Source organism: Sinorhizobium fredii NGR234, from assembly GCF_000018545.1.
Taxonomy (GTDB): Bacteria; Pseudomonadota; Alphaproteobacteria; order Rhizobiales; family Rhizobiaceae; genus Sinorhizobium; species Sinorhizobium fredii_A.
The window spans coordinates 773,675-792,312 of sequence record NC_012586.1; the positions used below are offsets into that span (position 1 = coordinate 773,675).

The window sequence follows — 18,638 nt, forward strand, 5'->3', positions numbered from 1 at the left end:
ATAAATCGACGTTGAGCGCGCTCGTTACCGAGCCGAAACCGCACGGCGAACCATGGCAAGACAAAGCGTATCCCCGCAGATCACGGCAAATATCCTCGACTTCGTGAAAACGAACCAGATGCGCGCCGGCGAGCACCTGCCTTGCCAAATGCTCGCCGATGCGTTTCGTGTCTCCCGCGCGCCGGTCAACGCCGCATTGAAGAAGCTCGAAACGATGGGGATCGTCCGGGCGGAACCCAATCGCGGCTATTTCCTGACGATGGATGCGGCAAAGGTCGAGACGGCGAAACCCGACGGTGAGCCGCCGCACGAGGAGGAGGATCCGCTCTACTTTCGCATCGCCGAGGACCGCCTCGCCGGCAAGCTCGAGGAACGCGTCAGCGAGAACGAGCTGATGCGGCTCTATGATGTCGCCCGCAGCCGTCTGTTGAAGTCGCTGCATCGGATCGCCGAGGAGGGCTGGATGGAGCGACTGCCGGGCAACGGCTGGGCCTTCCGCGAGACCCTGACATCGCGCCAGAGCTACGAAGAGGGCTATGTCTTCCGTGCGGTCATCGAGCAGCAGGCGATGCTTTTGCCGACGTTCCGGCCGAATGAGGAAGAATTCAGGAAGGCGCGTGCCGTGCAGACGGCGCTTGGGCAGGGCGGTTACGAAATCTGGTCGCGCGCCGAGATCTTCAAGGCCAACAACGATTTTCACGAAATGCTCGTGGCCTGCTCGCAGAACGACTTCTTCCTCGATGCCATCAAGCGGATCAACCGGCTACGCCGCCTGATCGAGTACCACATCACGATCGACCGCAGCCGCCTGCCTCGGCAGACGAGCGAGCACCTGCATATCCTCGATCTGGTCGAGGCGGGACGCAGAACGGAAGCGGCAGCGTTTCTCTATACCCACATCCTGGGCGCGAGCCGGATCAAGACGCCGCAGGTTTAGTACGAAGGATGCGGAGTTGTCCCACTGCAGCGATTGAAAGTGCAGCAGCGACCTTTTCTGCGTCCAAAAAGGCGCACGGCGCTGCAGGGCTTGGTTTTCCCCGGAGGCTTCTCCGGCCGTGGACCTCCGATTGTGGCCTCGACGTACCTGCATTCAGTGATGCGCCCAGCGTGGGCCAATTGATAGCGTGGGTCTTGCTGATTAGCCCAGGCCAAAGAACGCCAATATAGCGAGCACGACCACGACCAATCCAACCAGGTAAATTATCTGATTCATCGTTCACTCCTTTCATGGGCAATGAACGGACTTCTTCGCGGGTATGTTCCAAACCGGCTATCCACATGCCGGCCGCGTCGCAAGGGAAGAGGCCGCAGCTTTCACAATCTGAATTGCATTTTATAACTACAATATGTAATTTGCTGCCGAAGGCTTACGGAGCCGCTGATATCTTGAGACGGAGGACACCAATGCCCGCGACAAAGCTGGCACATCTCGGCGTCAACGGCGTGGATCATACGATTATCGATCTTCCCGCGGAGGCCGGCGAGGCACTGGCGCGTCTTCCCTACATCCACCGCGTCCTGCTGGAAAACGCGCTGCGCACCGCCGGCGACGATGCCGCGCTGGCGAAAGAGGCGATCCTCGGCTGGCTCGACAGAGGAACCAGCGAGCAGGAGATCCCGTTTCTGCCCAATCGCGTCCTCATGCACGACACCACTTGCGGTCCCGCTCTCGTCGACATTGCCGGCATGCGCTCGGCGCTCGCGGAAGCCGGCGGCGATCCCGCGCTTCTCAATCCGGTGGTTCCGGTGGACGTCTCGACGGATCACTCGGTCGGCGTCGATTTCTTCGGACAGACAGGCTCGCTCGAAAAGAACATGGAGCGCGAGTTCGAGCGCAATGCCGAGCGCTACCGTTTCATGAAATGGGCGACCAACACGATGAGCGGCTTCACGGCGCATCCGCCCGGAACCGGGATCATGCACACGCTCAATCTCGAAAGGCTCGCGACGGTCGCGACGAGCAAGCTTATCGACGGTGTCCTGTGGGCAATGCCGGACACGCTGATCGGCACCGACAGCCACACGCCGATGATCAACGGCATCGGCGTGCTTGCCTGGGGCGTCGGTGGTCTCGAGGCGGAGAGCGTGTTCTTCGGCATGCCTGTGACGCTCCGGGTCCCGGACGTCGTCGGCGTGAAGCTCACCGGCGCGTTGAAGAGTGGCGTGCTGGCAACCGACCTGGCGCTCACCCTGACCGAACAGCTTCGCAAGATCGACCTGCAGGACCGCTATGTCGAATTCTTCGGCCCCGGTGTCTCGACGCTGACCGCCGGCGACCGTGGCGTCGTCGCCAATATGACCCCGGAGTTTGGTGGAAACAGCGGTTACTTCCCGATCGATGCGCAGACGCTCAAGTATCTCGAAGCCACGGGGCGCTCGCTCACGCAGGTCGCGTTCGTCGAAGCCTATGCCAGGCGCGCCGGGCTGTGGTTCGATCCGCAGACGGACCCGCGCTATACGTTGGTCGTCGAGCTCGATCTTTCGAGCGTCGAAGTCAGTCTCGCCGGACCGACACGACCGCAGGACCGCATCGCTGCCGGGGCCACCCTCCAGGCGATCAAGCCGATGATCGAAGCGCGCGACCAAGACGAACGGACGGGCAGGCCGGAGGGCGGCGCGGTGGCGATCGCGGCGATCACCAGCTGCACCAATACTTCCGATCCGCGACTCGTCGTGGCCGCGGGACTGATGGCCCGCAAGGCACGGGCGCTCGGACTGAAGCCGCCCCACTGGGTGAAAACGTCGCTCGCACCCGGCTCGCCGACGGCGGAACGCTACCTTCGCCGCGCCGGGCTACTCGAGGACTTGGAGGCGGTCGGCTTCGGCATCGTCGGCTATGGCTGTACGACCTGCATCGGAAATTCGGGGCCGCTTACCGCGCCGATTGCCGCTGCCATGGAGGAGCGCGGCATCGTGCCGGTCGCGGTGCTGTCGGGCAACCGGAACTTCCCGGGCCGCGTCCACCCGCAGCTCGAAGCAGGCTTTCTCGCCTCGCCGCCGCTGGTCGTCGCCTTCGCGCTCGCCGGTACGGTGAAGCTCGATATCCTGACCGATCCGATCGGAACCACCGCCGACGGCAGGAGTATCACCCTTTCGATGCTGTGGCCGACGAGCGCCGAGATCGACGAGGTGCTGGCGCTTGCATCGAGCGCGGACGATTTCAAGCCGGCCTATGACGCGGCGGAGGCAAGCCGTGTCTGGGGCGCACTCGACGCACCGACCACGACGCTTTTCCCGTGGGATCCGCGATCGACCTATATCCGCAGGCCGGCGTTCGCGGGTTTCGGCGACGGTACCCTGCTCGGCTGCTACGAGGCGCATCCCCTGCTTGTTCTTGGAGACGACATCACCACCGACCACATATCGCCGGCCGGCGCCATTCCGGCAAGCGGCGCGGCCGGCCGATATCTCATCGAGCACGGCGAGAACCCCACGGACCTCAATGTCTTTGCGTCCCGGCGCGGCAATTGGGAGGTGATGGTGCGCGGCCTGTTCACCAACAAGACAGTGACCAACATGCTCGGCGACGTCCCGCCGGGCTCGACCATCCACGCGCCGTCGGGCGATATACTGCCGCTTTTGGACGCGGCGCGGCGCTACCGCGCCGCAGGCCAGTCGGTCGTCGTCGTCGCCGGCGAACGCTACGGCATGGGTTCGTCGCGCGACTGGGCGGCAAAGGGCGTGTCGCTGCTCGGCACCCGTGCCGTGCTGGCCTTGAGCTTCGAGCGTATTCACCGCTCCAACCTGATCGGCATGGGCGTTCTGCCACTGCGTTTGCCGGCGCAGTTCGGTCCCGAGCGGCTGCACCTGGAGCCGGGGGACCTTATCGCTATCTCGGCAAGCCCGGAGGCAATCCTCCCGCGCTCTCCGGTGGCGGTGACGATCCGCAGGAAGGACGGCAGCAGCTTCTCCTTCGAGGCGAGCGCGGCCATCGAAACGAACGTTGAAATGCGCACCCTTCGGGCGGGCGGTATTCTTCCCTACATCCTCAATGACGTTCTGAATTCAAGCGGCAAGGCAAAGCGCGCCGACGGCGACTTCCAATAGCGCTTGCACCCGTATGCCATCAGCACCATGCCGGCTGCGCACGGTGCTGGAAATGGCGAACATCTCTTCTGCTTCCGGGAAGCAGACGGAACCCTATGCGGCAGCCTTTTCGATCAGGCCCCAGAGGAGTTCCTTTTCCTTGGGCTTCAGGTCCGTCAGCGGCGGACGCACCGGCCCCGGTGTCCGCCCGATCAGTTCGACGCCCGCCTTGATGATCGAAACCGGATAACCCTGCTCGCGGTCGCGCAACGCCGCGAAGGGGAAGAAGAAGAAGTGCAGGATCTCTTCCATCGTCGCGCGATCGCCCGCCCGCATGGCCTTGTAGAAGCGCTGCGCCAATTTGGGCACGAAGTTGAAGACTGCCGAGGAATAGGTCGTCACGCCGACGCCGTTGAAGCCCTCGGCAAAGAGTTCATGGGTGGGCATGCCGCCGATATAGCAGAGCCGGCTGCCGAGCTTTGCCGTCACGTGACGGACGAGATCGACCTTGCCGGTGCCGTCCTTGAATCCGATGAGGTTGGGGCAGGCTTCGGCGAGGCGCGCCACCGTATCGGCATTGGCGACCGAGTTCGCCCGGTTGTAGATGATCACCCCGAGGCCGGTCGATTCGCATACGGCCTTCACGTGGCGGTAGATGCCCTCCTGTGGCGCTTCCATCAGATAGTGGGGTAATAGCAGAAGTCCGTCGGCGCCGGCCGCTTCGGCCCGGCGGGCCGTCTCCCTGGCGAGCGCGGTGCCATAGCCGCAGCCGGCAATGATCGGCACATTCCCCGAGGCTTCCTTTGCGGCGCGGGTCACCTCGCCGACTTCCTCGGGCGACAGCGAAAAGAACTCGCCCGTGCCGCCGGCAGCGAACAGGGCCGCCGCGCCGAAGCCGGAAAGCCACTCCACATGGCTGCGATAGCTCTCGAGATTGAGGCTGAAATCTTCGTGGAAGTGGGTGACCGGAAACGACAATAGCCCCGAAGCGATACGGCCTTTGATCTCATCTGGCGACAAAGGAAACTCTCCCAAATTGATAATATGTCTTGACCAGTCATATGATGATGGATGACGGGTGTCAACCGTGGAGGTGCCCGCTTATCCCCGCCGAGACAGCGGAAACGTGAGGCGCGCCATATAGACCGGACGCGCCTTTGCATGAGGTCATCATATGTATTTGCTGGCCAGGAGCCTCTCTGTCCTCTCAGTTGAAGTAGAAGGCATAGGCGGCGAAATTCCCCTCGAAGATCGCCAAAATCTGGTTCCATTCATTGCCGGCCATCACCGGTCCTTCGGAGAGGTAGGGTAGCGCCGCCGGCCCGGTCACCCACAGGATGAGATCGAACGACTGCGGCTCATCGAAGAGCTTGGCGATGTCGATGCCTTTCGAGAAACGCCAATGCGGGATCAGCAGCCTGCCATCAAGAGCCGCTTCGAAACGCGAGAGCAAGCCGAGCCAGGCCTCGATCCGTTCTTCGGTGACGTTGAAGGACGGCAATACGCCCGACTTCTGCCGCGGGCCGGGCAGCCATTCATGGTCATCATCGGTTTCCTTGCCGATCAAAGTCCAGGTTTGGCGATTGAGGGCAATGACGGTCTTGAGATGGTTGCGCACTTCGGCCCAAAGCGCCTTGTCCTGAACCGGCCAGCGGATGGTATGCAAAAAAGTGACGAGATCGGCGAGATCGTCGGCCTGCTGCTTCTCTACCCCGAACAGGGTGTTGTCGTGCACGTCACCGCCCTCGGCGGCGGCAATCGTCGACACGGCCCGTGGAAAAAGCAGACGGAAGCTGAAATCCCAGGTTTCCGAAAAATCATGGGACAGCCAGGCCTTCGTCACCGCCATCAAGATGTTGCAATAGCCGCGCAGCCATTTGGCGTCTGCCGTGTCGAAGCTCACGAGAAAGGGCTTTGGGCTGCCGGCATCATTGATATCGGAGATGGCCATGCCGAACTGGTCCTCGGGACCAAGCATGCCATCGCCATTCCAATCGAAACGCGCGACGGAAAGGTCCACGCTCAGTTTTGCGGGTTTGTCGCCGACTGCCTGCAGCGCCTGGTCAGCCGATTCGAGGTCGGCGATGAAGGTCGCCAGCATGCCGCGGAACTCCTCATAGGTGACCGGCTGCGGGTCCGGATTGACGGGAATTGGAGCGTGCAAGCCGAAGAGCGCTTGATACCCCCCGACCTTGGAAGCGAAGCCGACGCGATAGAGCGCCTGCGACAGTTTCTCGAACGCACGCGCCGATCGCACCAGCCCGAGGCCGAGGTGTGCATCGGCATTGCCGCCGGTTGCGGCGGTCATGGCCAGCAGTTGCTCTTCGGCTTCGCCGATACGGCCATTACCAAGATGGGTTTGAACGAGAGCCGCGGCATTGGTTTTAGCATGCGCAGGCAAGCCGGAATAAATCAGGCCGACAGCCAGGAGGGGCGCGATGAAGGATTTCAGAATGCGGTACTGCATGCGCTTTCCTCCCATTGCGGGCAATCATGCAAGGCCGGGCGGATTGCAGGCGACCCGCATCGGCCCGCTCACTGCGTGAAGCCGGATTCACCATCGGCCATCGGCGGAGCCTTCAAATCGATCATCGGCAGCGCACCGTTCGGCAACATGGTGCTGGGTAGCCTTCCGTCCCAGCGTTCCGCCTGGGTCAGGGAAACGAGGCCGGGATTGTCCTTGAGCGCGTCGCCGCGCGCCTTGATCGCCGTTGCTTCGGCCTCACCCTTGAGCTTTATGGCCTCGGCATCCGCTTGCGCCTGGAGGCGAACCGCATCGGCCTGCGCCTGCGCCTCGGCGCGACGTGCGTCGGCAAGCGCGTTCGCCTGGGTGACGGTGATTTCGGCCTGCACCTTCTCGCGCTCGGCATTCTGGCGCAGCTTCTGGACCTCGACCTCGGCGAGCATTCGCTGTTCGATACTGGCTTCATAGGCATCGGAAAAATCGATGTTCTCGATCTGCACGCTGTCGATCATGACCGGGCCGCTCACACTTTTCTGAATGGCTGCCGCGACTTCCTGATTGAGCCTGGCGCGCTCTTGAATGGCGGTGACCGCATTGAAGCGACCGAAGACGGTCTTGGTCTCCTCGAACACCTTGCGCTCCACCAGACGGCTCAGCAAGCCGTCTTCCGAGCCATAGAGTTCATAGACGGTCGCGACCCGATCGATCGGGATGCGGTAGTTGACCGACAGCTTGACGGTGGCGGGCTGCTGGTCACGGCTATAGGCCTCCATGCTCTCGTAGACGGCGGCCTTCGACTGGACGGAAATACGCACGATGGAGTCGATCAGCGGCAGCTTGAGGCCGAGCCCCGGATCCGCGGTTCCGACGATTGCGCCATAGCGCAGAACCACGCCGCGTTCACCCTGATCGATCGTGTACCAGGAGCCGAAGATGACGCTCAATGCGCCAAGAGCGACAAGCCCAAAGATCACCGAGGGGATTGGGGCGAAGGTTCTCATGTTGCCTCTTCTGATTTCAGTGAAAAGTCCGCTGTGGACGTTTCGCGCATAGGACGCACCATCCGGGGTCCTGCATAGCAGAGAGGTTGCATGCGTACACTGATTTCTTTGGTGGTGAAGCTGCAGCCCATAGAAGAAAACCGTGAAAATCACTACCGCAAAACTTGCGAAGCCATCGCCGCCTGTCTACTTCGTGATTCCTTAAATCGGAATCGATTTAAGGACAAAATCATACAGCGCTTCAAAGTGCTGCAGCGACCTTAGCGCGTCCGATTGGACGCGCGGCGCTGTAGTCAACGCGCAGCAGTTTCAGCCATGCGGGTCGCGAAAGGATGAAGATCGTGGAGCAGTCAGGGAAGGAAACCGGCCAGGGCCGCGGCAGGGCGCTCTGGGCAGCCGTTGCAGTCATCGCGATCGCCGCAGCGGGTGTCGTCGGCGGCAAGATCGCCCTTAAAAGCAAAGTCAACGAATTGGTCGCCGAGCGTGGTGGCAAGGCGGGCGCCGTCGAGGTGGACTTTCTGGGACGAATTCACCTGCGTGACGTGACGCTGCCGCTTGGCGGTCGCTCCAATGCTCGCATCGCGGCGATCGACGGGCGACCCAAAATCCTCTTTCTGAATGGGACGCTCGAGATGACCGGTCTCGACATCGAACTGCCGACGGCCAGGATCTTAGTACCGCATGCAAGCGTCGAGGACGCCAATCTGGACCCAGCGACGCTGACGGAACTCATCAGCCGCAAAAGTGCTGCCCCGCTCGCGAAGCGCATCGACCGCTTCGCGGCAAAGCGCGTGTCCGCGACGGAGGTCGCCATCACCCAGGCCATTGCCGGCAGCGAGCAGAAGACCGTCTACAGACAAGTCAACCTCACCGACATCGCCAATGGCAGCGTTGCGCGCTATTCCGCCGACGGCGCCAGCTTCGAGTTCGCCATGGCCATCCCCGATGGAGCGGGTGGGTCGAAGCAGGAGGTGATGACCGGTTCGATCGGTCAAATGACGGGACAGGACTTCGACGCGGCCTACATGGCCCGACTTTACACGGAAAAGGCCGGTCCGGACGACAAGGAGCCAAGGCCGCTCTACGGTCCTCTTTCCGCCAAGGCGATCGCGTTTTCGAACGGCCAGGCGCGCTTCGCCTACGACGAAATGCGCAGCAGCGGATTCAGCATGCGCATGCCGGCCGAGCCGCTTCTCGAAACACTGGAGAAGTTGACGTCGGTCACGAATCCCGAAGAACTCGAGCCCGAGGAACGCCGCGCCTTCTTTGGTCGGCTCCTGTCGCTTGCCGACATTATCGGCAAGGGCGACATGGAGATGCTTGGCCTCAAGATCGACGCGCCGGCAAAGGCCGGCGAAGCCGAGGGCGAGAAGGTCAAGCTCGCCGTCGATCGCATGGCGCTTCAACTCGACGGACGGAGGCTCGACGCGGCCCTTCATGGCGTGTCGATGGGGGAGGGCGGGGACTACGTCAAGTTCTCCGAAGCGAGCATGACCGGCTTTTCGTGGGATTCCACCTTGGAAGCGCTGAAGAAGATGGCCGGCCTCGACGAGCAACAGCTTGAAACCTTCCCCTTCACCACGCTGCTGCCGGAATTCGGCACGTTCCGCGTCGCGGGCATCGATGTCAATCTCCCCAATCCGGATACCGGCGCAGACAGTACCGGTACAGAAGGCTACGCGGACGAAACGGGCGAGACGGATGCGCTTGCCGCCGAGGGGCTTATGCCCGATGCCGAACAGGAGGCCGGGGCGGATCAGCAGACGAATCAGCCGGTAACCTCCATGGAGAAGCCCGCTGCCGCCGTCCCGGAACGCATCCGCTTCACGCTGAAGAATTACGAGCTGGCGCTCACCAAGCCCTTTAACGGCATACCGACGGATATCCGCTTCAGCTATGAGGATCTGAGCGTGCCCGTGCCGGCGAAGGCGCAGGACGAAACCTCGGTGCAGCTTCGCAAATTGGGTTTCGATGAGCTGGTGGTTTCCTCGAACATTCAGGCGGCGTGGGATGAGCCCAGTCAGAACCTGGCGATCAAGGATATTTCGGTGAGCGGCAAGGATGTGGGCAGCTTCTCCGTCTCAGGCTTGATGGGGGGATTTACCAAAGACTTCTTCTCCGGCGACCCGGCCATGGCCCAGGTAGCGCTTCTCGGTCTCACCGCGCGGGAAATGAAGCTCGAGATCGAGGACAAGGGGGGCATGGCCAAGGGTATCAAGTTCTACGCCGACCAGAACGGCATGACGGAGGATCAGGCGCGCGGAATGTTGACGATGATGGCCGCGGCGGTGTTGCAGCAACTCGCCGCCGACCAGCCGAAGCTCCAGGGTCCGGTCGACGCGCTCTCGCGCTTCATCGCCAAGCCCGGAACCTTCACTCTCACGGTCAGATCCAAGGCTGAAACCGGCATCGGCGCGTTTGATCTCATTGCGGCTTCCGAGAACCCAATGCTGCTTCTCGACAAGGTCGACCTCGAGGCGACAGCGCAGTAAGCCGATTTTCTCCAGGCCTTGCGCGGCAGGGCCTGGAGGTGAAGTCTTCACCCGACAACTGGTATGGCGATCTCAAACCGGGTGCCGCGTTCGTCGGCGTCCATGAGTCCGATTGTGCCGCCATGCGAGGCGAGCATTGTCCGGGTGATCGCCAGACCCATGCCGGTGCCGCCGCTTTCGCGGCGGGTCGAGAAGAACGGCTGAAATATGAGGGCGCGACTACCGTCGGGGATACCGGAACCGTCGTCGGCGACGAGGACCTTCAGCATGCGCTCTTCGGTGGTGGCAACAAGCGTCAGCCGAGACGCCCCATGCTGGTGGGCATTCTCAGCGATGTTTCCGATTGCGATCGCGAAGGCTTCCGGCGTCAGAGCAATGGGGGTCTCGATGTCGCCGGAGCTCGTAACCTCGAGTCCTGGAAATCGTCGGGTCAGTTCGGCAGCGACCTCCGCTATCGTCGTCCGGCCTTTCGCCGCCGGCAGTTCGGCATGCGCAAGCTCTCTCAGCCGCACGAGCAACCGGTCGAGCCTCTCAGCATCGGCCAGGATATTTTCAAGGAAACGTTGGCGGTCCGCTTTGGGCATGGGCGCCTCCGGATCGTCGTCAAGCAGCAGTTCGGCGGCACCCCGGATCGCGGTCAGCGGTGACTTCAGCTCATGGCATACGTGGGCGGCGAAAGAACGAACATAGTCGGTGCGATCGACCAATTCGCCGGCAAGATCCAGAAAGCTTTGCGAGAGCGTCGCGATCTCGCGTGTGCCGTAACGCTCCAGCGGACTAAGAGCGGCCTTTCCCTTTTGTGCGATTTCCTCAGTTCTGCCGATCAGCGCGTCGATCGGTCCGGTAATGCTGCGTGTCAACACATAGGCAACTACCAGCGTGAAGGCGAGGGCGATGACAAGGGCGCCGATTTCCGCGGCAGCGAGGTAGCCGGTCCCTCGTTCGACAGTACGAAACCAGATGAGAATGATGATCGGCAGGGCAAGGACCGCGAGAAGGACCGCATAGACGACCAGCGACAAGGTCGGTCGCCATTTCCGCTTGATCCGTGGTGCTCGCGTCATGCTCATGTCCCGAGGGCTGGGGCAAGCTTGAAACCGACGCCATGAACTGTGGCGATGACAGTCGTGCATCCGAGGTTGGAGAACTTCGCCCTGATGTTGCGGACATGGCTGTCTATGGTCCGGTCGGCCACGTGGATGCCGGCTCCATATGCCGCCGCCATAAGCTGCTCCCGCGTGTGTACTGTATTTGGACGAGCCAGCATGGTTGCAAGGATGGCGAATTCAACGGCAGTCAAACCGACATCCAAATCGTCATAAGTGACGGACCTGCTATCCCGATCGAGACGGATCGGCCCTCTCGTCAGATGCAATTGCTGTTCGCCCGCGGTCCCGTTCGCTCGCTTCAGGATGGCTTTGACACGCGCAATCAGCTCGCGCGGACTGAAAGGCTTGGTAACGTAATCGTCGCCGCCGATCTCGAGACCGACAACCCTGTCGATCTCGTCGTCGCGAGCGGAAGGAAAAAGGACAGGCAGTGCCGACTCGGTGCGAATGCGGCGGCACACTTCAAGGCCATCCATTTCGGGCATTCCGATATCCAGGATGGCAAGGTCTACGTTTCCGCGCCGGAACGCCATCATGGCTTCCGCGCCGTTTCTGGCGACGACCGAAGTCATGCCGGCTCGCTCGATGGCGAAGCAAATAACGTCGCGAATATGCGGCTCGTCGTCGACGACCAGGATGCGTAACACCGTGTCTGTCCTGTCAGAATTGTTCTCGATAGTTCTTATCGGCCTGCGCACGTGTTGCAACGTTTATGTGCCCCGAAAGGTAGGCCCGAAGACGATGGCGACGATAGCTCCAGGCCCGCCAATTGGAAGCCTGTCCAAAGTCGGCGGCAAGGCGGGCCCTGACGGAACGGGCCCGAAGGCTGCTTTCGATGGCATCTGACGGCAGCGCGGCGATGTAAGTGTCGAGTGCCGGAATGGCGGATGGCCCAAGCGAGAGCAAATAGTCGATGTCGAGCGGCATCGCGGTTCCGGTGAGCTCCCGGCTGTGCTCTACATTGAATCGCGCCACCAATGCCGGAATATCGACAAAAGCGCAGACATAGAGCGTCGACGCCAACGCCGTCAGGTTCGTCGCGATCAGCCACGCGTTGGAACGGCGCAACAAGATGCGCAAGAGGATCAGGGCGAGGCCGACTGCGACAAGGCCCATCCAGATGCCTGCGGCAATACGCAATTGGCTCAGTGAATAAACCTCCACATAGAGCTCGAGCCGGAGGATAGAAGACACGCAAAGCAGGATGTTCTGGCCGATCCACACGTGAACAAGACCACGGATCAACGGGTTGCTTTCTCCCGGCCCGTCACGGCGCATGGCAACAAGCACGAAACCGCCGGCGAGCAGAGCGGTGATGATCAGCGGATAGGCACCGCGATGGGCGTATTCCGCATGGGTCATGCCGGCCGGTAATTCCGCTCGGCCCCAGAGATAGGCGAGATCCAGCAAGGTCTGAACGGCGAACAGGGCGTTGAAGACAAGCAGCGATCGCAGAATGGTGGCCTCTGCGAGGAGCAGGCCCTCAATGGCGTTGCTGCTGGCTTGCGCCGGCGCGGACGATCTCTTGCGTCGCTTGAGCCGCGGCCGAAGCACCGGCCAGACCGTCGCAGCAACGAGAAGCCAGAGGCCAATGCGCCACGGATTGCAGAAGCGAAGAAGTGCGGCGAGATCAATGGCCGAGATCGCCTGCTCGATGAGGGGATTGGCGAGTGCGAAGAGCGACACGAAAATCAGGGCGAAGACCGCGGGGATGAGCCAAACGATCAGGCCGGCCATGACAGTGGCAGTCGTGTGCCGCGATGCGCGTTTGCCAAAGTGCCTGCGGCAATCCTGGACGAGCCGCATGGGAGCGGCAAGGGCGAAGCGGAACAGGACAGAGGGCAGGCGAGTGAGCCGCTCAGGGACAAGCTTCGATCGGATCAATGCCACCAGGATCAGACCGCAGGACGCGCTCACGGCTCCCAACAAGGTCGGCGCTTCCAGCAACGGGGCGGCGGCAATGAACGACAACCCTGACAGGCCGGCGACCGCCGACGCCTCCAGCCGCCTTGGTCCGGAAAGCAGGATACCGGTGGCGACAGCCATCGTAAATGCAAACGCGTTCACGCCGAGCGGTTGCTGGAAGAAGAGGACGTCGGCCAGTATCACGAGGGCAAGCCCGGCGGCTGCGCGGCCATTTCGGCGATCGATCCGGTTTGGTTCGATAGCGTTATCGGTCAATGTCATCAGCTGATTTCTCCTTGAAGCCGTCTGCGGCCATGACAAGAATTCGCGCGCGGTCGCGACCGGAGAGGACGCCTTTGCTGACGGCTTCCGGTTTCAGCCACCATCCGTCGTTGCGGAGGCGATCTGGAACGGGGCGTGGGGAGGAGGGACTATCGGTGCGGGCCATGACAACAGCATGCCGCCCGCTCTTGCAGATTCTGTGCAGGCGCTTGGGAATAATTCAGGAGCGTAGCGCCCGCTTGGCGCGAGATGTCGACGCGATTTTGCTCAGCCGCCGCAAACCTTGGCTGCACCGGCCTCGAGGATAAGCGGCGGTGGCAACTGCTTGTTCAGCTATTCCACGGCTGACCTTCGGGAGCGCCGCGGCCGAGCTTGTCGGGGAGCGGTTCTCCCTTGGGCGTGAATTCGAGCGATCCTGAGTTTATGCAGAAGCGCTCTCCGGTCGGTGGCGGGCCATCCGGGAAAACATGGCCCTGGTGCGCGCCGCAACGGGTGCAGACGATCTCGGTCCTGACCATGCCATAGCGAGTGTCGCGTATGCTCCGAAGATGAGCTTCGGTGAAGGGGGCAGTGAAGCTCGGCCAGCCGCTGCCGCTTTCAAATTTCGCACCGGCCTTGAACAATGGCAGGCCGCACAGGCGGCAACTATAGATTCCCTGCCGTTTCTCATGCAGGAAGATGCCGCAGAACGGCGCCTCCTCACCATGATCGAGCAGCAAGTGCCGCTCATCCTCGCTTAGGTCTGCCACCAGTGTCCGCATTTCGTCGCGGGTCGGAGGTGTGAGATCAAACAGCATTTCGAATGTGTCGCGCAATGTCTATCTCCCTGTCGATCGACGGGCCCTGCATCCCTTTCAGGGGCAGAGCCCGTAACGTTGCCATTCGGCCCGGCTATTTTGCCGGAGCGGTGGTGATCCAATCAGACGAGGTTGAGCGCAACGTCGATGTTGCCGCGGGTCGCCTTCGAATAAGGACAGATGTCGTGCGCCGCCTCGATCAGCTCCTCGGCAAGCTGGCGCTCGACGCCGGGCACGCTGACATTGAGGCGGGCCCGCAGGAAGTAGGAGCCGTCGTCGACATTGAGATCGATCTCCGCATCCACCTCCGCATCCGAAGGCAGCCTTACCTTTCTCCGGCTGGCCGCGACCTGGACGGCCGCGATGAAACAGGCCGACCAGGCAGCGCCGAAGAGCTGTTCGGCGGCGGGGTGGGGCTGCGAAAGGCGGAGCTCGAGCTGGCCGTCGCTGCTGCGCGTGCCGCCGTTGCGGCCGCCGGTGTTGTGGGTCTTGCCGGTGAAAAGGAGCTTCTCGGTCATCGGTCATTCCTTCTATTAGAGGTTTACATCGGATCCGTTTAAATCGGATGCGATTCTAATCCGCCTCGACAGCTCCCCTGTCAATACCATTGCGATTTAATCGCATCCGATTTATATAGGTATCAGAGGCAAACACCTGGATTGGATATGCAATGACCACTTTCCCCACGGCCAAGAATGCGGACACGCCTGCCCCTGCTGGCCCCCGGATAAGCAAGAAAAAGCCGAAGCTGTCGAATTTCCTGTGCTTCGCGATCTATTCGGCGAACCTCGCCTTTGGCCGCGCCTATAAGCCGATTCTCGATGAGCTTGGACTTACCTATACGCAGTACATTGCACTGGTCGCGCTCTCCGAACGGGACGATCAGACGGTTGGGGAACTCGGCGAAAAGCTGTTTCTCGAATCCAACACGCTGACGCCCATCCTCAAGAAACTCGAGCAGATAGGTCTCATCAGCCGCCGCCGCGATCCGCAAGACGAGCGGCAGGTTCGGGTAAGCCTGACACCGAAGGGCGAGGGCCTGATAGATGCGGATCCCGGCGCGTCGCTGACGGACGCCACCGGGCTCGGGGACGACTTTGACGCGGTACAACAGACCGTAGCGAGGCTGCGCGACAATCTCCTGCGCGCCACCCGGGACGAGCGAGAGAAGCCGGAATAACTTCTCGAGTCGCGCCCTACGACCAGCTTTACTGACTAACCGGTCTCGAACTTCCGTGTGTTCATAATTATGAGCACGAAGTACCCTTATGATCAATCTAATGAGCAAAGCTTGCCTCATGGTTAAGCCTCATGGCACAATGTGCAAGATTCTGGACGCAAGCGCCGTACAACCAAATGCACAAAACAGGTGACAGGTGCCCCGCACGAGAAGCTATTCCAGAGTAACCCGCGAAGCGCTCACCATGCTCGGCAAACTGATCCGCATCGGCCGGGCCGAGCGCGGCCTGACGGCGCAGGATCTCGCCGACCGCGCCGGCATCAGCCGCACGACGTTGTCCAGCATTGAAAAGGGCGCGGCAGGCCCAGAGATTGGCATCGTCCTCGAGGTCGCCTCCCTCGTTGGTGTGCGCCTGTTCGACCATGACGAGCGCACCCTGAAGATGCACAATGCCCGCCTTGATGAAAAACTGACCCTGCTGCCCAAGAGCGTCCGCCATACGGTGAAGGAGGTCGATGATGACTTCTAGGCCGGAGGCAACTGAAGGCTTTGTCTGGATGTGGCTGCCAGGTGCAACGGAACCGGTCGTGGCGGGCCGCCTCGACCAGAATGGCGAGCGCCTGCTCTTTATCTATGGCGCCAGCTACCGGCGCCGCGGGAACGCCATTCCTATCTATGAGCCGGAACTTCCCCTTCAGGAAGGCGTCATCGTGCCCATCAACGGCCTGTCGATGGCGAGCTGCATTCGCGATGGCTCGCCGGATGCCTGGGGCCGCCGGGTCATCATCAACAGGCTGACGGGCAAGAAGCCTGACGCAGCCGGCGTGCCGGAGATCAGCGAGCTTACCTATCTGCTTCAGTCAGGGTCCGACCGGATTGGCGCCCTCGACTTCCAGGCATCGGCTACGGAGTACGCCCCCCGCCTTGCAGCGCAAGCCTCGCTCGACGAACTCCTCGAAGCAGCCGCTTTCGTTGAAAAAGGCGTCCCCTTGACCCCGGCGCTCGACCAAGCCCTCAATCACGGCACTTCGATTGGCGGCGCGCGCCCCAAGGCGCTTATCGATGACGACACGAAGAAATGCATCGCCAAATTCTCGGCCAGCAACGACACCTACAGTGTCGTGAAGGCCGAATTCATCGCCATGAAGCTGGCATCAGCTTGCGGCCTGAACGCCGCAGCAGTCTCCATGACCCGCGCCGCCCACAAAGACGTCCTGCTGATCGAGCGCTTCGACCGCACGCACACAAAGGATGGCTGGACGAGACACGCTATGGTCTCAGCCCTCACCATGCTGGGCCTTGACGAGATGATGGCCCGCTATGCCTCATACGAGGATCTTGCCGAACTGATCCGCCACCGTTTCACTGATCCCAAGGATACGCTCAGGGAACTCTACGGGCGGATTTGCTTCAACGTACTGTGCGGCAACACGGACGACCATGCCCGTAACCATGCGGCGTTCTGGGATGGCAAGATGCTGACCCTGACGCCCGCCTATGACATCTGCCCGCAAAACCGGACAGGCAACGAAGCCACGCAGGCCATGCTGATCAAGGGCGATGGGCGCGCCAGCACGCTTGCAACCTGCCTTGCCGCCGCGGCGGATTATCACCTGAAAGAGGCCGAAGCCGCAGCGCTGATCGAACACCAAGTCACAACCATCGCCAAACACTGGCAAGCTGTATGCGAGGAAGCCGAGCTGACCCCGGTCGAACGCAAGCTGTTCGCCGGGCGTCAGTTTCTCAATAGCTACGCTCTTGACGGTCTGAATGGTCTCAAAGCGCTGCAGGACGCGTTTCGCGCTGCCCAGGATAACCTGATCGCAAGCGGAGGCGCCTGAGATGGCAGCGCCGAACCAGCTCAAGAGACGCGCATGGCCGAGCATTTCTCCGCTCCGTTGATCTTGCGTCATGGGCTGCAGAGCAGACAGCCCCAGGCATCACCTTCCTTGGCAGCCCTTCTCACTCCTGTCCCTGCGCGCGACCGCCATCATCGGTTCATTACCCGCAAAACATCCCTGACGGCGTCCTGTCAGAGGACCAGCAAAAGGCGGGGTTCCTGGTTGTCGCCATTCTGCCAGGTCTGGCGAGGGAGTCGGGGTCTGCCTGCCCGCCAGGCAGACCCGAGCGAAAGCTTTTGCTTTTAGAGAAGGCTGGTCGCAACGTCGATGTTGCCGCGGGTCGCCTTGGAGTAAGGGCAGATGCTGTGTGCCGCCTCGATGATCTCCTCGGCGAGCCCGCGCTCGATACCCGGCAGGCTGACGTTCAGCCGTGCCCTGAGGAAGTATGAGCCGTCGTCGGCATTGAGATCGATCTCGGCATCGACTGCGGCACCTGCGGGGAGCTTGATGTTTCTCTGCGAGGCGGCGAGCTCGACCGCTCCGATGTAACAGGCCGACCAGGCGGCACCGAAGAGGTTCTCTGCTGCCGGATGCGGCTGCGACAATCTGAGGTCCAGCTGGCCGTCGCTGCTGCGCGTGCCGCCGTTGCGACCGCCGGTGTTGTGAGTCTTGCCGGTGTAAAGAAGCTTCTCGGTCATGGCGAAATCCTTTCTAGATCTGCTTGTGTTGTAATCCGAGTTAATCGGATGCGAGCTAAATAGGCGTGGCAAAGCTCCATGTCAAGCGAGTCCGATTTAATCGGATCCGAATTATACGAAGGTCGAATGGCTTGCGGGTTGTCTGAAGGGTCTCTTCAGGGCAAGGGGTTGGGGGTGGCGGCTCGCGAGAGGCCGGTACGCGGGCCCTGCAAGTCTCGACAATGCTAAATTAGAGAGTGATAATGTGAATGGCGCGACCAAGGTCGGGGCAGGGTAGGCGCTATCGAGCCGAGCCGTTACCGATGGATGCGGCAGGGCCCGGCATATGGCCGCTGGCCCCGCTGGACCCGGGGCGGCCGTGGATCAGGACAGCAGGTCTGTTGGAGGGGGCGATGACTTCCACGTCACTAACGATGTCCGTGATCACCCTTGCTGGCATCTCGATGGTTCTTGTCGCGCCGAGCGACGCCCACCAGGCTCGCAGCGGCTGGATCTATCCTCCAGCGTGCTGCAAGGAGAAGGATGTCGGAGGAGACTGCGCCCCCATACCGAGCTCGGACGTCAGAAAAGGTGCCCACGGGTTCTCGGTGACCCTTCGTCCCGGGGACCATCACCTTGCCACGAAAAACCATCGGTTCTTCATCCCCTATGGCGACGAGATTCCGTCGGGAGACGGCGACTATCACATCTGCCTCCATCCGACTGAAGACAACGTCAACTGCTTCTTTGCGCCCCCTGAGGATGTTTGACGGCATGCCGCATCGCGTTGCGTACGGAGACGCGGCATCGAACCGGGCAGGTTGAAGTTAAATCTGCGTTCAACTTTTAGAGATACTGGTACCC

At 61.6% G+C, this 18,638-nt stretch carries 17 protein-coding genes; 8 read left to right on the plus strand and 9 right to left on the minus strand.

Going from position 1 to position 18,638, the window contains the following annotated elements:
* Positions 1-52: 52 nt before the first annotated feature.
* Together NGR_RS03740 and acnA are read left to right on the plus strand one after the other, a co-directional pair.
* Positions 53-937 carry a GntR family transcriptional regulator gene (locus NGR_RS03740; RefSeq protein WP_015886894.1) on the plus strand — a complete coding sequence of 295 codons (885 nt, stop codon included), beginning with the start codon at positions 53-55 and terminating at the stop codon, positions 935-937.
* Positions 938-1,404: 467 nt separating this feature from the next.
* Positions 1,405-4,047 carry an aconitate hydratase AcnA gene (gene acnA / locus NGR_RS03745; RefSeq protein WP_015886895.1) on the plus strand — a complete coding sequence of 881 codons (2,643 nt, stop codon included), beginning with the start codon at positions 1,405-1,407 and terminating at the stop codon, positions 4,045-4,047.
* 93 nt (positions 4,048-4,140) lie between these two features.
* Here acnA and kdgD read toward each other — a convergent pair whose 3' ends face one another.
* The 3 genes from kdgD to NGR_RS03760 form a co-directional block, all read right to left on the minus strand.
* Positions 4,141-5,046: a 5-dehydro-4-deoxyglucarate dehydratase gene (gene kdgD, locus NGR_RS03750; RefSeq protein ID WP_015886896.1), complete on the minus strand. Its 906-nt coding sequence runs from the start codon at positions 5,044-5,046 to the stop codon at positions 4,141-4,143.
* 187 nt (positions 5,047-5,233) lie between these two features.
* Positions 5,234-6,493, minus strand: coding sequence for a hypothetical protein (locus tag NGR_RS03755; protein ID WP_015886897.1), 1,260 nt, complete (start codon positions 6,491-6,493; stop codon positions 5,234-5,236).
* Positions 6,494-6,561: 68 nt separating this feature from the next.
* On the minus strand, positions 6,562-7,491 hold the full coding sequence (locus NGR_RS03760) for a prohibitin family protein (RefSeq protein ID WP_015886898.1): 930 nt from the start codon (positions 7,489-7,491) through the stop codon (positions 6,562-6,564).
* A 90-nt stretch (positions 7,492-7,581) separates the two neighbouring features.
* Between NGR_RS03760 and NGR_RS03765 the strand changes: the two genes are divergently transcribed.
* On the plus strand, positions 7,582-7,755 hold the full coding sequence (locus NGR_RS03765; RefSeq protein ID WP_164923764.1) for a hypothetical protein: 174 nt from the start codon (positions 7,582-7,584) through the stop codon (positions 7,753-7,755).
* A gap of 77 nt (positions 7,756-7,832) precedes the next feature.
* Positions 7,833-9,983, plus strand: a complete 2,151-nt coding sequence (locus NGR_RS03770; protein ID WP_164923857.1) for a hypothetical protein — start codon at positions 7,833-7,835, stop codon at positions 9,981-9,983.
* 47 nt (positions 9,984-10,030) lie between these two features.
* Here the strand turns inward: NGR_RS03770 and NGR_RS03775 are convergent, their stop codons facing one another.
* From NGR_RS03775 to NGR_RS03795, 5 genes are all read right to left on the minus strand, one after another.
* Positions 10,031-11,047 carry a sensor histidine kinase gene (locus NGR_RS03775; protein ID WP_015886900.1) on the minus strand — a complete coding sequence of 339 codons (1,017 nt, stop codon included), beginning with the start codon at positions 11,045-11,047 and terminating at the stop codon, positions 10,031-10,033.
* A gap of 2 nt (positions 11,048-11,049) precedes the next feature.
* Positions 11,050-11,739 (minus strand): response regulator transcription factor, encoded by a 690-nt coding sequence (locus tag NGR_RS03780; RefSeq protein WP_015886901.1) that lies wholly within the window; start codon positions 11,737-11,739, stop codon positions 11,050-11,052.
* A 13-nt stretch (positions 11,740-11,752) separates the two neighbouring features.
* Entirely contained in the window at positions 11,753-13,279 is a 1,527-nt protein-coding gene (locus NGR_RS03785) for a DUF4153 domain-containing protein (RefSeq protein ID WP_015886902.1), read from the minus strand.
* Between the two features lie 329 nt (positions 13,280-13,608).
* Positions 13,609-14,094, minus strand: coding sequence for a peptide-methionine (R)-S-oxide reductase MsrB (gene msrB, locus NGR_RS03790; RefSeq protein ID WP_015886903.1), 486 nt, complete (start codon positions 14,092-14,094; stop codon positions 13,609-13,611).
* Positions 14,095-14,198: 104 nt separating this feature from the next.
* Positions 14,199-14,594, minus strand: coding sequence for an organic hydroperoxide resistance protein (locus NGR_RS03795; protein WP_015886904.1), 396 nt, complete (start codon positions 14,592-14,594; stop codon positions 14,199-14,201).
* Positions 14,595-14,746: 152 nt separating this feature from the next.
* On the opposite strand from NGR_RS03795, the gene NGR_RS03800 reads away from it, so the two are divergent.
* The 3 genes from NGR_RS03800 to NGR_RS03810 all read left to right on the plus strand — a co-directional run bounded on the left by NGR_RS03800 (position 14,747) and on the right by NGR_RS03810 (position 17,097).
* Complete coding sequence (locus NGR_RS03800) at positions 14,747-15,256, plus strand: MarR family winged helix-turn-helix transcriptional regulator (protein ID WP_015886905.1); 510 nt, start codon at positions 14,747-14,749, stop codon at positions 15,254-15,256.
* A gap of 244 nt (positions 15,257-15,500) precedes the next feature.
* A complete protein-coding gene (locus tag NGR_RS03805) occupies positions 15,501-15,785 on the plus strand; it encodes a helix-turn-helix transcriptional regulator (RefSeq protein ID WP_164923858.1) in 285 nt (94 codons plus the stop codon).
* Positions 15,775-17,097: a type II toxin-antitoxin system HipA family toxin gene (locus NGR_RS03810; protein WP_015886907.1), complete on the plus strand. Its 1,323-nt coding sequence runs from the start codon at positions 15,775-15,777 to the stop codon at positions 17,095-17,097. Before NGR_RS03805 ends, NGR_RS03810 begins: the two co-directional genes overlap by 11 nt.
* A gap of 302 nt (positions 17,098-17,399) precedes the next feature.
* Here the strand turns inward: NGR_RS03810 and NGR_RS03815 are convergent, their stop codons facing one another.
* Positions 17,400-17,795: an Ohr family peroxiredoxin gene (locus tag NGR_RS03815; RefSeq protein ID WP_015886908.1), complete on the minus strand. Its 396-nt coding sequence runs from the start codon at positions 17,793-17,795 to the stop codon at positions 17,400-17,402.
* Positions 17,796-18,187: 392 nt separating this feature from the next.
* Between NGR_RS03815 and NGR_RS03820 the strand changes: the two genes are divergently transcribed.
* Positions 18,188-18,544: a hypothetical protein gene (locus NGR_RS03820; protein ID WP_015886909.1), complete on the plus strand. Its 357-nt coding sequence runs from the start codon at positions 18,188-18,190 to the stop codon at positions 18,542-18,544.
* Positions 18,545-18,638 lie beyond the last annotated feature (94 nt).

Bases quoted from the DNA above. Each gene is read 5' to 3' on its own strand.
- NGR_RS03740 (WP_015886894.1), top strand. From the start codon at position 53: ATGGCAAGACAAAGCGTATCCCCGCAGATCACGGCAAATATCCTCGAC.
- acnA (WP_015886895.1), top strand. From the start codon at position 1,405: ATGCCCGCGACAAAGCTGGCACATCTCGGCGTCAACGGCGTGGATCAT.
- NGR_RS03755 (WP_015886897.1), bottom strand. From the start codon at position 6,493: ATGCAGTACCGCATTCTGAAATCCTTCATCGCGCCCCTCCTGGCTGTC.
- NGR_RS03760 (WP_015886898.1), bottom strand. From the start codon at position 7,491: ATGAGAACCTTCGCCCCAATCCCCTCGGTGATCTTTGGGCTTGTCGCT.
- NGR_RS03765 (WP_164923764.1), top strand. From the start codon at position 7,582: ATGCGTACACTGATTTCTTTGGTGGTGAAGCTGCAGCCCATAGAAGAA.
- NGR_RS03775 (WP_015886900.1), bottom strand. From the start codon at position 11,047: ATGACGCGAGCACCACGGATCAAGCGGAAATGGCGACCGACCTTGTCG.
- NGR_RS03785 (WP_015886902.1), bottom strand. From the start codon at position 13,279: ATGACATTGACCGATAACGCTATCGAACCAAACCGGATCGATCGCCGA.
- NGR_RS03795 (WP_015886904.1), bottom strand. From the start codon at position 14,594: ATGACCGAGAAGCTCCTTTTCACCGGCAAGACCCACAACACCGGCGGC.
- NGR_RS03800 (WP_015886905.1), top strand. From the start codon at position 14,747: ATGACCACTTTCCCCACGGCCAAGAATGCGGACACGCCTGCCCCTGCT.
- NGR_RS03805 (WP_164923858.1), top strand. From the start codon at position 15,501: ATGCTCGGCAAACTGATCCGCATCGGCCGGGCCGAGCGCGGCCTGACG.
- NGR_RS03810 (WP_015886907.1), top strand. From the start codon at position 15,775: ATGACTTCTAGGCCGGAGGCAACTGAAGGCTTTGTCTGGATGTGGCTG.
- NGR_RS03815 (WP_015886908.1), bottom strand. From the start codon at position 17,795: ATGACCGAGAAGCTTCTTTACACCGGCAAGACTCACAACACCGGCGGT.
- NGR_RS03820 (WP_015886909.1), top strand. From the start codon at position 18,188: ATGACTTCCACGTCACTAACGATGTCCGTGATCACCCTTGCTGGCATC.